Source organism: Mycobacterium sp. NGS22 (genome assembly GCF_059813095.1).
Genome location: NZ_JCALDY010000007.1, coordinates 160,938 through 177,656, shown reverse-complemented (window position 1 = coordinate 177,656; position 16,719 = coordinate 160,938). Strand labels below are relative to the sequence as shown.

Sequence of the window (16,719 nt, the reverse complement as noted above, 5' to 3'; positions counted from 1 at the left end):
CTCGCGCAAGGGACGGGCGCAAGGGGCGGGGCGCTACTCCTGGCCGAACTTCATCATGTCCAGGTTCCAGTACCCGCGCATGTTGGCGATCAGTCCCTCGTCGTTGACGTGGTAGGTGAACACCCCGCGCACCGAACTGGTGACGCCGCCCTCGAACTTGCTGTCCAGTACCAAGATATGGGCGATCTCGTCAGGTGAGCTGGACGGGAACGTCTCCTCGCAGGTGATGGTCAGGTTGTTGGCCGCGATGTTGGTGTCGTAGAAGACACCGACAGCCTCCTTGCCCCGCACCCCGTTGCCGTCGGGGTTGGTCACGGACTTGCCGATCGGGTCCTCGATGACGACGTCGTCGGCCATCAGCGCCAGCCAGCCTTCGCGGTCGTGTGCTTGCACACAGCGCCATGACGACTGTGACGCTGCCAGCGCCGGGGATGGCGCGGTCTGAGTCATCGCGGGCCTACCGGTCGGCGTCGGTGTAGCGGATTACGCCACGAATGTTCTTGCCCTCCAACATGTCCTGGTAGCCCTCGTTGATCTGCTCCAGGCGGTACTGGGTGGTGACCATGTCGTCCAGGTTCAGCTTGCCGGCCTTGTACATCGCCAGCAGCTGGGGGATGTCGTACTGCGGGTTGCCGCCGCCGAAGATGGTGCCCTGCAGGTTCTTCTGCATCAGGGTCAGCATCGCCAGGTTGAGCGTCACGTTGGTGTCGAGCAGGCTGCCGATGGCGGTGGCCACGCAGGTCCCACCCTTGGCAGTGATATTGAGGTAGTTGTCGATGTCGGCGCCGTGCAGCTCGCCGACCGTCACGATCACCTTGTGCGCCATCAGGCCGTAGGTGACCTCGGCGATGCCCATCAGCGCGGCGTTGATGTCGGGGTAGACGTGGGTGGCGCCGAACTTCAGTGCCTGGTCACGCTTCCACTCCACCGGGTCGATCGCGAAGATGTAGCGGGCCCCCGCGGCCACCGCGCCCTGCAGCGCTGCCATGCCGACCCCGCCCACACCCACGATCGCGGCGTCCTGGCCCGGCCGGATGTCGGCGGTGCGGACTGCCGACCCGTAGCCGGTGGTGACGCCGCAACCGACCAGCGCGGCCACCTCGAACGGCACCGACGGGTCGATCTTCACCACCGAGCTGCGGTGCACGACCATGTACGGCGAGAACGTCCCCAGCAACGTCATCGGGAAGACGTTCTGTCCGCGAGCCTGGATGCGGAAGGTGCCGTCGGAAACCGCCGCGCCGCCGAGCAGCCCGGCGCCCAGGTCGCACAGGTTGCGCATGCCGGCCTGGCAGGTCGGACACTGTCCGCAGGACGGGATGAACGAGAGCACCACGTGGTCACCCGGCGCAAGGTCCTCGACTCCGGGGCCGACTTCGGTGACGATCCCGGCCCCTTCGTGCCCGCCCAGCACCGGGAATCCGGCCATCGGGATGCCGCCGGTCACCAGGTGATGGTCGGAATGGCACATCCCGGCCGCTTCCATCTGGATCTTGACTTCGTCCTTGACGGGGTCGCCGATCTCGATTTCCTCGATGGACCAGGGCTGGTTGAACTCCCAGATCAGTGCGCCTTTTGTCTTCACGATGGATTCGACCCCATTTCGCCGTTGAATTGAGAGTGCCCGGCACCTATCTTGCCTGGCACGGTGGTGACGAGTGCCACAGGGCACTTCTGACCGCCAGCATAGCCCCCATAACAAATCAAATGCTTGGTTGGGTGCCCAGCACGGAGCTCACCAGATCGGGACGGGTGCCTGACCCAGCGGGTAGTACCCGGGCAGCTTCTCACCGGCCAGGCTGCGCTCGATGCGCTTCTGCATGCCCGGGGACAACTTGCCGGCTTTCATCAAATCCAGGTACAGCGCCTGCACATGGCCGAAGTCGAAGAAGTCGCGCTGCCATTCGATCTTGGCGTCGGCGTTGAGCCGGAACCAGCTGCCGCCGATGCCGTAGATCTCGGACTGGCCGCCGTCGGAGTCGAGGGCGACCTGTTTCCAGAAGCCGACGATTTCGCCCTGCTTGTCGTCGATCAGCACCTTCTGGTACGGGTACTGCCAGTTCTCCAGGCCTTCCATCTCCAGCCCGAGTGCGATGTCGCGGATCTCGTCGATGCCAACGCACATCACGTCCTCTTTGGGCCCGATGTTCCAGCCGTAGGTGGCGTCCTCGGCGTAGAAGTCGGCCAAGCCCTTCCAGTCGCCTTCACGCTCGGCCACCCGGTTGGCTTCCAGCCACCGCTCAACCCAGTCGTCCAATAACTCTCGGGGGTGCGACGCCATTGTCAACCTTTCTCTTTGATGAATATCGCTTGGGTAGGGCACATTTCGACGGCACGCTCGACTTCGTCGCGGGCGTCGTCGGACGGTTCGGCGTCGAGGATCTCGACCTTGCCGCGTTTGGGCACCCGGAAGTAGTCGGGCGCCTCCAGTTCGCACATGGCATGGCCCTGGCACAGATCCAGATCGACTTCGATCCTGAACGAGCCCATGCGCGTCAGCCCCGCGTGCGCTTGCGGTAGCGGACCTTGGCCGGCCGGGCCAGCTGAACCACCATCTTGGAATGGTCGTTGCGGTAGCTGTCGGCGGGCTGAGCCATCTCGAAGTCGTACTCGCGCAACAGAACCGAGAAGATCGCCTTGATCTGCATCTGGGCGAACGCGGCGCCGACGCAGCGGTGCCGGCCGGCGCCGAACGGAATCCAGGTCCACCGGTTGGCCATGTCGGCCTGCTCGGGTTTGTTGTAGCGCTCCGGCCGGAAAGCATCGGGGTCCGGGAAGTCTTCGGGAATCCGATTGCTGATCGCAGGTGACGCAGCCACGAAGTCGCCCTTGTGGATAGGGAAGCCCTGTACCTCGAACTCGCCCTGGGCGACCCGCATCAGGATGATCAGCGGCGGGTGCAGCCGCAGTGTCTCCTTGACGACGTTGTCCAGCTTCGGGATCGAGCGCAGCGCATGGAAACTGACTTCTTGGCCGTCGGCGTAGAGCTCGTCGAGCTCGGCTTGCACCTCCGCGTAGGCGTCAGCGTGCCGGATCAGTTCGATCAGTGTCCACGCCGACGTCCCGGAACTGGTGTGGTGCCCGGCGAACATCAACGAGATGAACATGCCGGTGACTTCGTCGGCGGAGAACCGCGGGTTACCCTCCTCGTCCTTGATGGACACCAGCACGTCGAGCATGTCGCGGTCGCTCTTGTCCTTGGGCGGGTTGGCCAGCCGGTTGTCCATGATCTCCTGAACCAGCGCAACGAGTTTCACGCGCGACTCGTCGCGCAGCCGGAAACTCTCGATGTCCAGGTAGGGGTCGACGTAACACAACGGGTCGGTGCCACGCTCGAGGTCGTGGTAATACTGCGCGAATCGGTGGTCGAGCTGGTTGCGGAACTTCTCGCCGATCAGGCACGCCGTGGAGGTGTAGATGGTCAATTCGGCGAAGAAATCGAGCAATTCGATCTCACCCTCGTCACCCCAGTCAGCGATCATCCCGTTGACCTGGCGCTCGATGGTGGCGGCGTGGCCCTTCATCTGCTCACCGCGCAGCGCGGAGTTGTGCAGCATCTCCTTGCGCCGCTCCGGGCTGGCGTCGAACACCACACCCTTGCCGAAGATCGGCGTCATGAACGGGTAGGCCTCGGCTTGGTCCAAATCCTCGTCGGCAGAACGGAAGAAGAACTCGTTGGCCTCCGCCCCGGACAGGAAGATGACGTGTTTGTCGACCAGCTGGAACCAGCCGACGTCGCCGCACTCCTCGCGGATGCGCTTCATCAGGCCGATCGGATCGGTCCGGAACTCCTCGAGATGGCCGTGCTCTTCTTCACCGCCGGAAACCCGGGGCACCACTGCGGTTGAGGTCATTTCGGCATCCCTTCTTCGCCGAGCGCGAGCTTCTGGCGTTCTGTGGTGGCGGCCAACGGAGCTTCGGGCTGGAGCTCCATGTTCGCGACGAAGCCGCCGCGGGGTGTCTCGGCGACGAATGTGATGGCGCGCGCCAGGTCGGAGGCACGCAGGAAGTAGTCATGCCGGGCCTGGCCCCACTTGGCCCAATCCTCTAGCGCGGGACCGATTTTCTCGGCGGGCAGGCTCCAGCCCATCGACGTCTTCGTCGGGCCGGGGTGCACGATCGAGGCCCGCACCCCGGTGCCTTCGAGTTCCATCTGGAAGTTGGTGACCATCGCGACCAGCGCCGCCTTGGCGGCGCCGTAGGCACCCATATGCGGTCGCTGGCGCAGCGCGACGTCGGAGCCGACGAAGATCAGATCGCCGCGTTGCCGGTCGAGCATGCCGGGTAACACGGCGGCGGCCAATCGGTTTGCGCCGACCAGATGGATCTGCAGCTGAGACTCGAACTCGTCGGTGGTGATCTCGGCGAGCTTGCCGAAATAGGTGTCGCCGGCACCGGCTACCAGCACCTCGATGTCGCCGAGGGCGTCGACAGACTGTGCGACAAAGGATTTCACCGAGTTCGGGTCGGTGACGTCCAGGTGGAATCCGACCGCATCACCGCCGTCGGCGTTGATCTTGCCGACGATGTCGTCGAGCTTCTCGACGCGACGCGCCCCCAGAGCGACGGGAAAGCCATGCGCGGCCAATTCGATGGCGGTGGCTTCTCCGATGCCGGAGGAGGCCCCGGCCACGATGGCCGGCCGGCGTTCGGGTAGCGGAGCGAAGCGGGGCATCTGAGGTCCTTCAGTGAGTTTGAAGAGTCATCGGTAGGTGGGCGAACCCGCGGACATTGCTGGAGTGGACGCGGACGGCGTTGGCTTCGTCCACTTCGTACCCGCGGATTCGCTTGAACAGCTCGGTGAGTGCCACCCGGGCTTCCATCCGGGCCAGGTGCGCGCCCAGGCAGAAGTGGGCACCGCTGCCGAAACTCAGTAGCTTGGAGCCGATCTCGCGACCGATCAGGTAGTCGTCGGGGTTGTCGAACACCCGCTCGTCGCGGTGCGCCGAGCCGGGCAGCAACAGCAGCACATCGTTCTCCGGGACGGTGGTGCCGTAGAGCTCCAGCGGTCCGGAGACCACGCGCGCCAGGATCTGGCTGGAGGTGTCGTAGCGCAGGGTTTCCTCGACCCACAACGGGATGCGGGACAGATCGGCATACACCGGGGTCAGCTGGTCTGGGCATTTGTGCCCCCAGAATGCCGCGTTGGCAAGGAGTTTGGTGGTGGTCTCGTTGCCGGCGATCACCATCAGGAACATGAAGCCGAGGACTTCCTCGTCGGTGAGCCGGTCACCGTCGATCTCGGCTTCCAGCAGCGCCGAGGTGAGATCGTCGGTCAGCTTCTTGCGACGCTCGGCGATCATCTCCTGGTAGTAGACGATCAGGTTGATCGAGGCCTCGATCGCAGACGCCGGAACGTCGTTGACGCCGTCCTCGCGGTGCATGACGCCGTCTGCCATGGCCCGGATGCGGTCCCGGTCGGGCTCCGGCACCCCCATCAGCTCCGAGATCACGTCCATCGGCAGCTTGCCCGCGAACTCGGCGACGTAGTCGACGGTGCCGGACCCGGCCTTCTCCAGCATGACGTCGAGGTGCTGCACGGCCAGCTCGGTGACGCGGGGCTCGAGTTCGCGAATCCGGCGCGGGGTGAAGCCTTTTGACACCAAGGTCCGCAGCCGCAGGTGCGCGGGGTCGTCCATGGCCAGGAAGGACATCGTCTTGGACGCGTGCGGCCCGCGGGAGATGGGATCCAGCGCGACGCCGTCGCGATTGGACAGCGTGGTGCTGTTGCGGAAACCCTGGTGCACGTCGCTGTGCCGCGACAGGGCCCAGAAGCCGAGTTCTTCGTTGTGGTAGAGCGGCGCGTGGTCGCGCAACCGCTGGTAATACGGGTACGGGTCCTCGTGGAAGTCGTAATCGTAAGGATCCAGCACCAACTCGGAATCACCGACCTGGGTTGTCATGTTGCACCGCCTTTTTCGGCTCCGGCGAGAATGAGGTTCACGACGCCGGCCAGTCGGTCGGCGATCTCGTGGTAGGTGAATTCGCCGCTGCCGGCCTGCACCAGCGCGCCGAAGAACGCCATCTGCAGCGCGGCCACGGTTCCGGCTTCGGCGCCCGGCCCGATGGCCGACGCGATACGGCGGTGGATCTCCGCGCCGATCCGGTCGCGGGCTGCGCGTACCGCGGGATCGGTGCCGCCGCTGAGCAAGGCGGCCGTGCACGCGGCTCCGACCTCGGGTTCGTCGGCGACCACCAGCGCCAGATGGCGCAGCGCCTGATCCACCCGCGCGCGCATCGGGTCGTTGACGTCGGTGAAGTAGGGGACCTTGCGCACCAGATCCAGGTAAACCTCGGCGATCAGGTGGTTTTTCGACGAGAAGTAGGTGTAGGCGGTGGCCGGCGCCACCTTGGCCCGGGCGGCCACCATACGCACCGTCAGGTCGGCGTAGGAGTTCTCCCGCATCGTGGCCATGCCGGCGGCCAGCACCTTGCGGAACGTCTCTTCCTGACGGCGGTTCCGCGGCATTCTCCCGGCCGGGTGCTGGGCCTGGGCTGCGTCCGAAACCAGTGCATCGCTGGACACATGTCCAAACTAGAGGATGATCGCGACCCTAAGCAAGCCCCGTGGCCAAACCCGCATGTCAGGCCGACGTGTTCGAGTACTGCGAGCTGACCTGCGGGATCGGGTCTTGCACCGCCGCGGACCGTGGGGCTATGGTGCGATGCGAAGATATCGGACAGCTGTCCATTGAAGATGATTCTCGGGAGTGGCAGATGGCCCTGTTGGCCGACGGCGTTAGCGCACTGTTCATCGACGGCAAGTTATCGGAGGGCGGCGCGGGCACCTTCCCGACCGTCAACCCGGCCACCGAGGAGGTGTTGGGTCTCGCGGCCGACGCCGACGCTCAGGACATGGGTCGCGCGATCGAAGCCGCGCGCCGGGCTTTCGACGACACCGACTGGTCGCGCAACACCGAGTTGCGGGTGCGTTGCGTTCGCCAGCTGCGGGAAGCCATGCAGCAGCACATCGAAGAACTGCGCGAGATCACGATCTCCGAAGTCGGCGCGCCGCGCATGCTGACCTCGATGGCCCAGCTCGAGGGGCCGGTCAACGACCTGGCGTTCGCCGCGGACACCGCCGAGTCCTACGAGTGGAACCAGGACCTCGGTCAGGCCGCGCCGATGGGCATCCCCACCAAGCGCACCGTCGCCCGGGAGGCCGTCGGTGTCGTCGGCGCCATCACGCCGTGGAACTTTCCGCACCAGATCAACCTCGCGAAACTAGGTCCCGCCCTGGCCGCGGGCAACACCGTCGTCCTCAAGCCTGCGCCCGATACACCTTGGTGCGCAGCGGTTTTGGGGGAGCTCATCGCCGAACACACCGATTTTCCGCCCGGTGTGGTGAACATCGTCACCTCCAGCGACCACAGTGTGGGGGCGTTGTTGGCCAAAGACCCACGGGTGGACATGATTTCGTTCACCGGCTCCACCGCCACCGGCCGCAGCGTGATGAGCGACGGTGCGATGACGATCAAAAAGGTCTTTCTGGAGCTGGGTGGCAAGTCGGCTTTCGTAGTGCTCGACGACGCCGACCTGGGGGCGGCCGCCGGGGTTGCCGGTTTCTCGGTGTGCATGCATGCCGGGCAGGGTTGTGCGATCACCACCCGCCTGGTGGTGCCCCGGGCCCGTTACGACGAGGCGGTCGCCATCGCGGCGGCAACGATGGGCGGCATCCGGGCCGGCGATCCCACCAACCCGAAAACGATTTGCGGGCCGCTGATTTCGGCCCGGCAGCGGGACCGGGTGCAGAGCTATCTGGATTCGGCGGTCGCCGAGGGCGGCACGTTCGCGTGCGGTGGCGGCCGTCCCGAAGGCCGGGATGTCGGCTTCTTCATCTCACCGACCGTGATCGCGGGTCTGGGCAATGATGCCCGTGTGTCGCGGGAGGAGATCTTCGGGCCGGTGCTCACCGTGATCGCCCACGACGGCGACGACGACGCGGTGCGCATCGCCAACGACTCGCCCTACGGGCTGTCCGGCACCGTGTACGGTGCCGACCCCGAGCGGGCCGCTCATGTCGCGTCGAGGATCAGGGCAGGAACCATCAACGTCAACGGCGGTGTCTGGTACTCCGCGGACGCGCCGTTCGGCGGGTACAAGCAGTCCGGCAACGGCCGTGAGATGGGCCTGGCCGGTTTCGAGGAGTACCTGGAAACCAAACTCATTGCGACAGCAGCGAATTAGAGGAGATCTGGGTGGGACAGTTCGACAACAAGGTAGCTATCGTCACCGGGTCCGGTGGCGGCATCGGTCAGGCCTACGCCGAGGCGCTGGCTCGCGAGGGTGCGGCGGTGGTGGTGGCTGACATCAACGCCGACGCGGCCGAGGGAGTGGCCAAGCAGATCGTCGCCGACGGCGGCACCGCCATCAGCGTCCCGGTGGACGTGTCGGACCCGGCGTCGGCCAAGGCGATGGCCGACCGCACGCTGGCCGAGCTGGGTGGCATCGATTACCTGGTGAACAACGCCGCGATCTTCGGCGGCATGAAGATCGACTTCCTGCTCACGGTGGACCCCGAGTACTACCGGAAGTTCATGAGCGTCAACCTCGACGGCGCGCTGTGGTGCACCCGCGCGGTCTACAAGAAGATGGCCAAGCGCGGTGGCGGGGCCATCGTCAACCAGTCGTCGACCGCGGCGTACCTGTACGCGAACTACTACGGTCTGGCCAAGGTCGGCATCAACGGTCTGACTCAACAACTTTCGCGCGAACTGGGCGGGCAGAACATCCGGATCAACGCAATCGCGCCGGGCCCCATCGACACCGAGGCCAGCCGGACTTCCACGCCCAAGGAGATCGTCGACGACATCGTGAAGGGTCTTCCCCTGTCCCGCATAGGCACACCCGAGGACTTGGTGGGGATGTGTCTGTTCCTGCTGAGCGACCAGGCTTCCTGGATCACCGGGCAGATCTTCAACGTCGACGGCGGACAGATTTTCCGGCCATGACCGAACTCAAGCTCGGCTACATCGGCCTGGGAAACATGGGCGCGCCGATGGCCACGAAGATGACCGAATGGCCTGGCGGAGTGACGGTTTACGACATCCGGACCGAGGCGATGACGCCGCTGGCCGAGAAGGGTGCCGGCCTGGCCGACAGCGTCGCCGACGTCGCCGCCGCCGACATCATCCACATCACCGTGCTCAATGACGCCCAGGTGCGTGAGGTGGTCGGCGAGTTGGCCGGCAAGGCCAAGCCCGGCACGGTGATCGCGATTCACTCGACCATCAGCGACAGCACCGCCACCGAGTTGGCCGCTGAACTCAAACCCCAAGGCATCCATATCGTCGACGCGCCGGTAAGCGGCGGTGCGGCTGCCGCGGCCAAGGGCGAGCTGGCCACGATGGTGGGCGCCGAACGCGAGGTCTACGAGCGGATCAAGCCGGCGTTCAAACATTGGGCGTCGGTGGTCATCCACGCCGGCGAGCCGGGTGCAGGGACGCGAATGAAGTTGGCCCGCAACATGTTGACGTTCACCTCCTATGCGGCGGCGTGCGAGGCCATGAAGCTCGCCGAGGCAGCCGGGCTGGATCTGCAGGCTCTGGGCAGGGTGGTGCGCCACACCGACGCGCTCACCGGCGGGCCGGGGGCCATCATGGTGCGCGAAGACATGAACGACCTGGAGCCGGACAATTTCCTCTACCAGCCCTTCCTGCACACCCGGGGCCTCGGCGAGAAAGACCTGAGCTTGGCGCTGGCATTGGGAGAGGCGGTGTCGGTGGATCTCCCGCTGGCCCGAATCGCCTACGAACGACTGGCCGCGAGCCTTGGCGTGCCGCACACATCGAAGGAGTCGTGATGGACGAGCTGCGCCGCAAGGGCCTGGACAAGATGAACGAGGTCTACGGCTGGGAGATGCCCAACATCGAGGGCGACGCGTACTTCGACCTCACCGTCGATCATCTCTTCGGCTCCATCTGGACCCGGCCGGGATTGTCGATGCGCGACAAGCGCATCATGACGCTGACGGCGGTGACCGCGGTAGGCAGCCGCGATCTGGCTGAGATCCAGATCAACGCCGCGCTGCTCAACGAGGAGCTGTCCGAGACCGAACTCAAGGAGATGGCGCTGTTCCTCACCCACTATCTCGGGTTCCCGCTGGGTTCGGCGCTCAACGGTGCGGTCGACGCCGTCGTGCGGAAGCGCAGGAAGGCGGCGGCCGAGGGTGGTGAAGAGGACAAGAAGGGCAATGTCGACAGCGCGGTGAAGATGCATCGGGGGGACACGCGCGATTAGTGCGCAATTGATCGGCCGGTTGCCGAGCAGACGCAAAAGCCCCTCATTTCGGCACGAAATGGGGGCTTTTGTGTCTGCTCGCGCAAGGGGCGGGCCTTGCGGCTAGTGTGACGTGTCGTGCGAGTCCTGGTGATCGGTTCCGGTGCCCGTGAACATGCCCTATTGCTGGCGCTGAGTAGAGATCCCGAGGTGACGGGCCTGATCGTGGCGCCCGGTAACGCGGGCACCGCCCGGCTGGCCGAGCAGCACGCCGTCGACATCACCTCCGGCGATGAGGTGATCGCGCTGGCCCGCAAGGTAGCCGCCGACCTCGTGGTCATCGGTCCCGAGGTCCCTCTGGTGCTCGGTGTGGCCGACGCGGTACGCGCCGCCGGCATCGCCTGCTTCGGGCCTAGCAAAGGTGCCGCCCTGATCGAGGGCTCCAAAGCATTCGCCAAAGATGTGATGGCCGCGGCCGGGGTGCGTACCGCGTCGAGTGAAATAGTCGACAATCCATCGCATTTGGACGGCGCGCTGGACCGATTCGGGCCGCCTTCCGGCGACCCGGCCTGGGTGGTCAAGGACGATTCGTTGGCGGCCGGCAAAGGTGTGGTGGTGACTTCGGACCGCGACACCGCCCGCGCGCACGCAGCCGCCTTGCTCGAGGCCGGGCATCCGGTCTTGTTGGAGTCCTTCCTGGACGGACCCGAGGTGTCGCTGTTCTGCGTGGTCGACGGTGCGACCGTGGTGCCACTGCTTCCCGCGCAGGACTTCAAGCGGGTCGGCGATGGCGACACCGGCCCAAACACTGGCGGCATGGGCGCCTATGCACCGCTGGGCTGGCTGCCCGACACCGTCTACCGCGAAATCGTCCACCAGATCGTCGAACCCGTTGCGGCCGAGATGGTTCGGCGTGGCAGCCCGTTCAGTGGACTGCTCTATGCCGGTCTGGCGATCACTTCCAACGGTCCCGCGGTCGTCGAATTCAACTGTCGCTTCGGCGATCCGGAGACCCAGGCGGTGCTGGCACTACTGGATTCGCCGCTAGGACAGTTGCTCCACGCCGCCGGCAGCGGAAAGCTGTCCGACTTCGGTGAGCTGCGTTGGCGGGACGGTGCGGCCGTCACGGTGGTGCTGGCCGCGGAGAACTATCCCGGTCGCCCCCGGGTCGGGGACGTCGTCGTCGGCTCGGATGCGGAGGGTGTGCTGCATGCGGGAACGGCACGTCGCGACGACGGTGCGATCGTGTCGTCCGGCGGCCGGGTGCTCTCGGTGGTCGGCACCGGTGCCGACCTGTCACAGGCCCGCGCGCAGGCGTACCAGATCCTCGGTTCGATCAAGTTGCCCGGCAGCCACTTTCGGACGGACATCGGCCAGCGGGCCGCCGAAGGCGCGATCAGCGTCTGAGCGTCCTACTGCTGATATTGCGGGCAGTACACGCTGATTGCCGCGTTTACCCCCGCCGCGGCCTGCGAAGGCGTGATTCCCTCGTTGCCGTTCACGGTCGCGTTCGCGACGTCGTTGGGGCTGGCGCCGTTCTGCAGGACCGTGCAGGCGTTACGGCCGGTGGCGACCGCGACCGACGGGTCGGTGACGGTGACACCAGGAATCCCCGACATCAGATTCAGGTAGGCCTGGTCGGGACTGGGCGCCGGTTGCTGCGGGGCAGGCGCTGCCGGTTGCGCGACCGGCGTCGGGGCCTTCGCAGCGGGCGCGGGCGTCGCCAGGGTCGGCGCGGGCGCCCGCGGGGCAACCTCGGGCGCTCGCGCGGCCGGGGAGGCCGCAGGCGCGGGAGCCGGGGCGGCCGCAGGCGCGGGAGCCGGGGCGGGCGCCGCAGTCGGAATCGGTGCCGCTTGCGGTGCGATCGGTGGCGCGTTCTGCACCATCGGTTGCGGCGGCGCCGACATCGCAGGTCCCTCCGCCGCCGTGGTCTTGCTGCTGCCGGGGTATCCGCTGGCGCCGACGGCGGTGAGCGCGACAACCGCGGCCGCGGCCGCGAAAGTTCCCCACCGTTTGCGTCGTGGCCGTTGGTCGGCGTCGACGGAGCCGGCGCTCTTGGGCGGCCGGACCGCGAGAGGTCGGGGCATGGTCGTCGCCGAGGCTGCCGGGTGCCGCCCGGAACGGACCGCCTCTTCGAAGGCCTCGGCGAATTCGGTGCAGGTGGCGAATCGGTCGGCAGGGTCCTTGGCGAGGGCCACGGCCAGCACCGGGTCGAACACCCTGAGCATCGGGTGTGTATCGGCCAGTGGCGGAGGCGGGGCCGACAGATGGCGCCCGATCACGACGGCCGGGTTGGTGTGCGGGAAGAGCTGTGATCCGGTCAGCAAGTGGTAGACGGTCGCCGCCAGAGCGTATTGATCGGCGCGCCCGTCGATCTCTTCGTCCGTCAGCTGTTCGGGTGCGGCGTAGGGCAGCGTGCCGATCGTCATGTTGGTCGCGGTCAGGCCGCTGGTGTCGCCGAGCGCCCGGGCAATCCCGAAATCGCTCAACAGGATTCGTTGGTCACCGTCTGCCGGCTCGGCGAGCAGGATGTTCGCCGGGCTGACATCGCGGTGCATCAGGTCGTGCTGCTGATGTGCGTAGTCGAGTGCGGTGGCGATAGCAGTGAGGATCGGCGCCACCTTCTCGGCGGGCATGCCCACCGGATAGTGCTCGCGGACCAGGGTCGCCGCGTCGGTTCCGTCGACGAAGTCCATCGCCAGCCAGAGTTGGCCGTTGAACTCGCCTCGGTCGTTGACCCGCACGATGTTCGGATGCCACAGGGCGGCCGCCAGGTCTGCCTCCCGGACGAAGCGCCGGCGATAGTCCTCGTCAGCCGAGACGTCGCTGCCCAGTACCTTGAGCGCCTCCAGGCGGGGCAGCCGCGGATGCTGAGCGAGATAGACTTCGCCCATCCCGCCGGATCCCAGAAACCGGACAATCGTGTATCCGGCGAACACTTCTTCGACCTTCAACCCGATGCCGGGACTTACCTGAATCAACCCAATCACCGCACCGTTCGTAACCGCCCGGCGCACCCTCCAGCACCAGGCCCACGGATCAGGGTATAGCGCTGTTCACTGTCTGGCTACCTTCTGTTAACCAAAACATACCTAATACTTAAAGTTCGGTTACCAGTCAGAAGGCGACGGCTTGCCCGTCCCGCCGTGGATCGCTCACGGCGAGATAGCCCTCGTCCAGTCGCCAGATCGCCTGGCAGCTGCCGAATGCGTTGTAGTCGTCGACGACCAGCAGCTCGTGTCCGCGCCGGCGCAACTCGTCGAGGGTGGACGGCGCGAACCCTTTCTCGCAGGCGACCTGCAGTCCCTGGATCCACCGGAACCGTGGGCCGTCGCAGGCCGCCTGCGGATTCTGTCCGTAGTCGGCGATGCGGACCATCACCTGGACATGACCTTGCGGCTGCATCGGCCCGCCCATGACCCCGAAGCTCATCACTGGCGAGCCGGCTTTGGTCACGAACGCGGGAATGATGGTGTGATAGGGCCGCTTACGCGGACCGACCCGGTTGGGGTGACCCAGCGCCACAGCGAAACCGGAGCCGCGATTCTGCAGTGCGATGCCGGTGCCCGGCACCACTACTCCGGATCCGAAGCCCATGTAGTTGGACTGGATCATCGACACCATCAAGCCGGAGGCGTCCGCGGCGGTCAGATATACGGTGCCGCCCCGAGGTGACCCGGCCGACGCCGGCAGGGCACGAGCCGGATCGATCAGGGCAGCCCGGGCTTCGAGGTATTGGCGGTCCAACAGCTGGCCCGGGCTCACCGTCATGTGGTCGATGTCGGCGAGATGAGCCTGCGCGTCGGCGAAGGCGAGCTTGAGCGCTTCGATCTGCAGATGCACGCTGTCGGCGGAATCGACGGCCCACGACGACAGGTCGAAGTGTTCGAGGATGCCCAGCGCGATCAGCGCGACGATGCCCTGGCCGTTGGGAGGTATCTCGTGCACCGTGTACCCGCGGTAGTCCCCGTCGATCAAGCCGACCCAATCGGCGCGGTGGGCGGCCAGATCGGTGGCCAGCATCGCGCCGCCGTGCGTGGCCGAATGCGCTTCGAGCCGGTCGGCCAGCTCCCCCCGATAGAAGACACCGCCCTTGGTCGCGGCGATTTTTTCCAGCGTGGCAGCGTGATCGCGCAACGTGACCACTTCACCCGGCCTGGGCGCTCGTCCATTCGGCATGAAAGCGGGGGCGAATCCGGGTTGGGTTGCGAACACCGGGACCTGAGCCGCCCACTGCGACGCCACGGTCGGTGACACTGGAAAACCGTTGCGGCCATAGGCGATTGCAGGTGCGAAGAGACGCTCGAATGGCAGCTTGCCGAACTCGGCGTGCAACCCGGCCCAGGCCGACACCGCACCGGGCACCGTCACGGTGTTCCAGCCCATCGCTGGAACCGGTTGTCCGGCAAAGTATTCCGGTGTCCAAGCCGCCGGCGAGCGGCCCGAGGCGTTGAGGCCGTGCAGTTCTTTACCGTCCCAGACGATGGCGAAGGCGTCCGCTCCGATGCCGTTGGACACTGGTTCGACGACGGTGAGCGTGACGGCGGTGGCGATGGCCGCGTCGACGGCGTTGCCGCCGTCGGCGAGCATGCGCAGTCCGGCCTGGGCGGCCAGGGGTTGCGACGTACAGACCACGTTGGCGCCCAATATCGGCATGCGTGGCCAGGCGTAGGGGAAGTCCCAACCGAACGATGTGCTCACGCCCGGATCGTCGCACGTCCGCGAAAAGACGCAAAAGCTCCCGTTTCCGGCCGGAATAGGGAGCTTTTGCGTCTCCCCGCAAGCGGGAGGTGCCCCCAGCTCGGCACTATGCGGTGAGCAGCGGAGCCAGCCAGGTGAGTTCGGCCGGGAGCTGAGAGCTCCAGAAACCGCCGTTGTGGCCACCCGGGGAGAACCCGCCCGCCGGCGGATTGGGCAGCTGGGCGATGAACTGCTTGGTCGCGCCGTAGAAGGGATCGCTGTCGCCGCAGTCGATCCGGATCGGGATCGACCCCAGCGCCGGCATCCCCCAGACCGAGTTGGCCGCGTAGTCCTCCGGCCCGTCGAACGCGCCGGGCGCCGCCGCCCCCGCCGACGTCCACAGCGCCGGGCTCACCGCGCAGATCGCCGCGGTACGGCCCGCGCCGAGCCGCCCGCCCAGCAACAAAGCGCCGTAGCCGCCCATGGACCACCCCAGAAACGCCACCCGCGAGGTGTCCAGACCCTGGCCGTCCAGCAGCGGAAGCAGCTCGCTCAACACCATCGCCCCGGCGTCCTCACCCGAGGCCCGCTTGTGCCAATAGCCACCGCCGCCGTCGACCGCGACCACCGCGAATGGCGGCAATCCCGCGTTGACGGCCTGGGCCAGACCCTGCTCGACGCCGCCGGCCATCACGGTGGCCGCGTCGTTGCCCTTGCCGTGCAGCGCGATGACGGGACGAAGCGGCTTGGTCTGGCCGGGCGGACGCGCGATGGCCCAGTTGGTGGATATCCCGCCGCGCGCGGCCGAATTGAACGAGCCGGTCACCATCGTCGGCGCCACCTGTCCGGCGGGTGCCGGATCCAGCGGCCGTGTCGGAGCCAATGGAACGTTTGTGCCAGTTCGGGGCATAGGGGCGGCGTCGGACGTGCGTGCCGCAAACAGCACGTCGAGCGCATATGCGCCGACCGCACCGCATGCCGCGCTGGCACCGAGGCCCAGTACGGTGCGGCGACTGATGTCAGGCATGCGGGCCATCATGCCATGTCCGTTTGGCGAAAATGGCAATGCTGTACCACTTTGACTGGCAGCATGGGTGGGCGTGACAGCAGCAGTTACTCCAAAAGGAGAACGTAGGCGGTACGCGCTGGTGAGCGCTGCCGCCGAGCTGCTCGGCGAGGGCGGGTTCGAAGCGGTACGGCACCGGGCAGTTGCCCGCCGGGCCGGTCTGCCCTTGGCGTCTACCACGTATTACTTCTCGTCACTCGACGATTTGATCGCCCGCGCGGTCGAACACATCGGGATGATCGAGGTGGCGCAGCTGCGGGCCAGGGTCAACGGCCTGTCGCGGCGGCGTCGGGGGCCTGAGACCACCGCCGAGGTGCTGGTCGATCTGCTTGTGGGGGACGTGTCCGGACCAGGACTCGCCGAGCAACTGATATCCCGATATGAACGGCACATCGCCTGTACCCGGCTGCCCGCTCTGCGGGAGAGCATGCGCCGCAGCCTGCGGCAACGGGCGGAGGCGGTCGCCGAGGCCATCGAAAGATCAGGCCGGTCGGTTCAGATCGAACTCGTGTGCACGCTGATCTGCGCGGTCGACGGTTCGGTGGTGTCGGCGCTGGTCGAGGGCCGTGACCCGAGGGCGGCGGCGTTGGCGACGGTGATCGATCTGATCGATGTGCTCGCACCAGTCGATCAACCACAGATACGGATCATCAGCGCGCCCGCGGCCACCGACGGCGTGACGATGTAGCTTCCGGGTCGCCGCCCGCTGAGAGCGACGTGCGGCGACCCGAGCGAACGTACGGAGTCGCGCGCGA

The 16,719-nt window shown here is 66.5% G+C and carries 17 protein-coding genes; 6 read left to right on the top strand and 11 right to left on the bottom strand.

Annotation, left to right across the window (positions count from 1 at the left end):
• Nucleotides 1-33 precede the first annotated feature (33 nt).
• The 8 genes from AC5Y47_RS09115 to AC5Y47_RS09080 all read right to left on the bottom strand — a co-directional run bounded on the left by AC5Y47_RS09115 (nt 34) and on the right by AC5Y47_RS09080 (nt 6,526).
• Complete coding sequence (locus tag AC5Y47_RS09115; RefSeq protein WP_499943596.1) at nt 34-450, bottom strand: ketosteroid isomerase family protein; 417 nt, start codon at nt 448-450, stop codon at nt 34-36.
• A 7-nt stretch (nt 451-457) separates the two neighbouring features.
• Nucleotides 458-1,585 carry an NDMA-dependent alcohol dehydrogenase gene (locus AC5Y47_RS09110; RefSeq protein ID WP_499943595.1) on the bottom strand — a complete coding sequence of 376 codons (1,128 nt, stop codon included), beginning with the start codon at nt 1,583-1,585 and terminating at the stop codon, nt 458-460.
• 150 nt (nt 1,586-1,735) lie between these two features.
• The gene (locus tag AC5Y47_RS09105; RefSeq protein ID WP_499943594.1) at nt 1,736-2,281 is read right to left on the bottom strand and encodes a nuclear transport factor 2-like protein; all 546 of its coding nucleotides are present in this window, start codon (nt 2,279-2,281) and stop codon (nt 1,736-1,738) included.
• A gap of 2 nt (nt 2,282-2,283) precedes the next feature.
• Nucleotides 2,284-2,490 (bottom strand): ferredoxin, encoded by a 207-nt coding sequence (locus AC5Y47_RS09100; protein WP_499943593.1) that lies wholly within the window; start codon nt 2,488-2,490, stop codon nt 2,284-2,286.
• A gap of 5 nt (nt 2,491-2,495) precedes the next feature.
• Entirely contained in the window at nt 2,496-3,854 is a 1,359-nt protein-coding gene (gene cyp51, locus AC5Y47_RS09095; protein WP_499943592.1) for a lanosterol 14-alpha demethylase, read from the bottom strand.
• Nucleotides 3,851-4,675 carry an SDR family oxidoreductase gene (locus AC5Y47_RS09090; RefSeq protein ID WP_499943591.1) on the bottom strand — a complete coding sequence of 275 codons (825 nt, stop codon included), beginning with the start codon at nt 4,673-4,675 and terminating at the stop codon, nt 3,851-3,853. Before AC5Y47_RS09090 ends, cyp51 begins: the two co-directional genes overlap by 4 nt.
• A 10-nt stretch (nt 4,676-4,685) precedes the next feature.
• Nucleotides 4,686-5,903, bottom strand: a complete 1,218-nt coding sequence (locus AC5Y47_RS09085) for a cytochrome P450 (RefSeq protein WP_499943590.1) — start codon at nt 5,901-5,903, stop codon at nt 4,686-4,688.
• Entirely contained in the window at nt 5,900-6,526 is a 627-nt protein-coding gene (locus tag AC5Y47_RS09080; RefSeq protein WP_499943589.1) for a TetR/AcrR family transcriptional regulator, read from the bottom strand. The genes AC5Y47_RS09085 and AC5Y47_RS09080 overlap by 4 nt, the downstream gene beginning before the upstream one ends.
• A gap of 191 nt (nt 6,527-6,717) precedes the next feature.
• Here AC5Y47_RS09080 and AC5Y47_RS09075 point away from each other — a divergent pair, with 191 nt between their 5' ends.
• The 5 genes from AC5Y47_RS09075 to purD all read left to right on the top strand — a co-directional run bounded on the left by AC5Y47_RS09075 (nt 6,718) and on the right by purD (nt 11,625).
• Nucleotides 6,718-8,187 carry an aldehyde dehydrogenase gene (locus AC5Y47_RS09075; protein WP_499943588.1) on the top strand — a complete coding sequence of 490 codons (1,470 nt, stop codon included), beginning with the start codon at nt 6,718-6,720 and terminating at the stop codon, nt 8,185-8,187.
• Between the two features lie 11 nt (nt 8,188-8,198).
• Nucleotides 8,199-8,951: an SDR family oxidoreductase gene (locus tag AC5Y47_RS09070; protein ID WP_499943587.1), complete on the top strand. Its 753-nt coding sequence runs from the start codon at nt 8,199-8,201 to the stop codon at nt 8,949-8,951.
• Complete coding sequence (locus AC5Y47_RS09065) at nt 8,948-9,802, top strand: NAD(P)-dependent oxidoreductase (RefSeq protein WP_499943586.1); 855 nt, start codon at nt 8,948-8,950, stop codon at nt 9,800-9,802. Before AC5Y47_RS09070 ends, AC5Y47_RS09065 begins: the two co-directional genes overlap by 4 nt.
• Complete coding sequence (locus AC5Y47_RS09060) at nt 9,802-10,239, top strand: carboxymuconolactone decarboxylase family protein (protein ID WP_499943585.1); 438 nt, start codon at nt 9,802-9,804, stop codon at nt 10,237-10,239. The genes AC5Y47_RS09065 and AC5Y47_RS09060 overlap by 1 nt, the downstream gene beginning before the upstream one ends.
• A 117-nt stretch (nt 10,240-10,356) precedes the next feature.
• A complete protein-coding gene (gene purD / locus AC5Y47_RS09055) occupies nt 10,357-11,625 on the top strand; it encodes a phosphoribosylamine--glycine ligase (protein ID WP_499943584.1) in 1,269 nt (422 codons plus the stop codon).
• A gap of 5 nt (nt 11,626-11,630) precedes the next feature.
• Here purD and AC5Y47_RS09050 read toward each other — a convergent pair whose 3' ends face one another.
• The 3 genes from AC5Y47_RS09050 to AC5Y47_RS09040 all read right to left on the bottom strand — a co-directional run bounded on the left by AC5Y47_RS09050 (nt 11,631) and on the right by AC5Y47_RS09040 (nt 15,937).
• Nucleotides 11,631-13,112, bottom strand: coding sequence for a serine/threonine-protein kinase (locus AC5Y47_RS09050; RefSeq protein ID WP_499943684.1), 1,482 nt, complete (start codon nt 13,110-13,112; stop codon nt 11,631-11,633).
• Between the two features lie 223 nt (nt 13,113-13,335).
• Nucleotides 13,336-14,919: a gamma-glutamyltransferase family protein gene (locus AC5Y47_RS09045; protein ID WP_499943583.1), complete on the bottom strand. Its 1,584-nt coding sequence runs from the start codon at nt 14,917-14,919 to the stop codon at nt 13,336-13,338.
• 106 nt (nt 14,920-15,025) lie between these two features.
• Nucleotides 15,026-15,937 (bottom strand): alpha/beta hydrolase-fold protein, encoded by a 912-nt coding sequence (locus AC5Y47_RS09040; RefSeq protein WP_499943582.1) that lies wholly within the window; start codon nt 15,935-15,937, stop codon nt 15,026-15,028.
• A gap of 55 nt (nt 15,938-15,992) precedes the next feature.
• Between AC5Y47_RS09040 and AC5Y47_RS09035 the strand changes: the two genes are divergently transcribed.
• A complete protein-coding gene (locus tag AC5Y47_RS09035; protein ID WP_499943581.1) occupies nt 15,993-16,652 on the top strand; it encodes a TetR/AcrR family transcriptional regulator in 660 nt (219 codons plus the stop codon).
• Nucleotides 16,653-16,719: the final 67 nt, after the last annotated feature.

Bases quoted from the DNA above. Each gene is read 5' to 3' on its own strand.
- AC5Y47_RS09060 (WP_499943585.1), top strand. From the start codon at position 9,802: ATGGACGAGCTGCGCCGCAAGGGCCTGGACAAGATGAACGAGGTCTAC.
- AC5Y47_RS09100 (WP_499943593.1), bottom strand. From the start codon at position 2,490: ATGGGCTCGTTCAGGATCGAAGTCGATCTGGATCTGTGCCAGGGCCAT.
- AC5Y47_RS09105 (WP_499943594.1), bottom strand. From the start codon at position 2,281: ATGGCGTCGCACCCCCGAGAGTTATTGGACGACTGGGTTGAGCGGTGG.
- AC5Y47_RS09065 (WP_499943586.1), top strand. From the start codon at position 8,948: ATGACCGAACTCAAGCTCGGCTACATCGGCCTGGGAAACATGGGCGCG.
- cyp51 (WP_499943592.1), bottom strand. From the start codon at position 3,854: ATGACCTCAACCGCAGTGGTGCCCCGGGTTTCCGGCGGTGAAGAAGAG.
- AC5Y47_RS09115 (WP_499943596.1), bottom strand. From the start codon at position 450: ATGACTCAGACCGCGCCATCCCCGGCGCTGGCAGCGTCACAGTCGTCA.
- AC5Y47_RS09040 (WP_499943582.1), bottom strand. From the start codon at position 15,937: ATGATGGCCCGCATGCCTGACATCAGTCGCCGCACCGTACTGGGCCTC.
- AC5Y47_RS09085 (WP_499943590.1), bottom strand. From the start codon at position 5,903: ATGACAACCCAGGTCGGTGATTCCGAGTTGGTGCTGGATCCTTACGAT.
- AC5Y47_RS09090 (WP_499943591.1), bottom strand. From the start codon at position 4,675: ATGCCCCGCTTCGCTCCGCTACCCGAACGCCGGCCGGCCATCGTGGCC.
- AC5Y47_RS09075 (WP_499943588.1), top strand. From the start codon at position 6,718: ATGGCCCTGTTGGCCGACGGCGTTAGCGCACTGTTCATCGACGGCAAG.
- AC5Y47_RS09050 (WP_499943684.1), bottom strand. From the start codon at position 13,112: ATGGGCGAAGTCTATCTCGCTCAGCATCCGCGGCTGCCCCGCCTGGAG.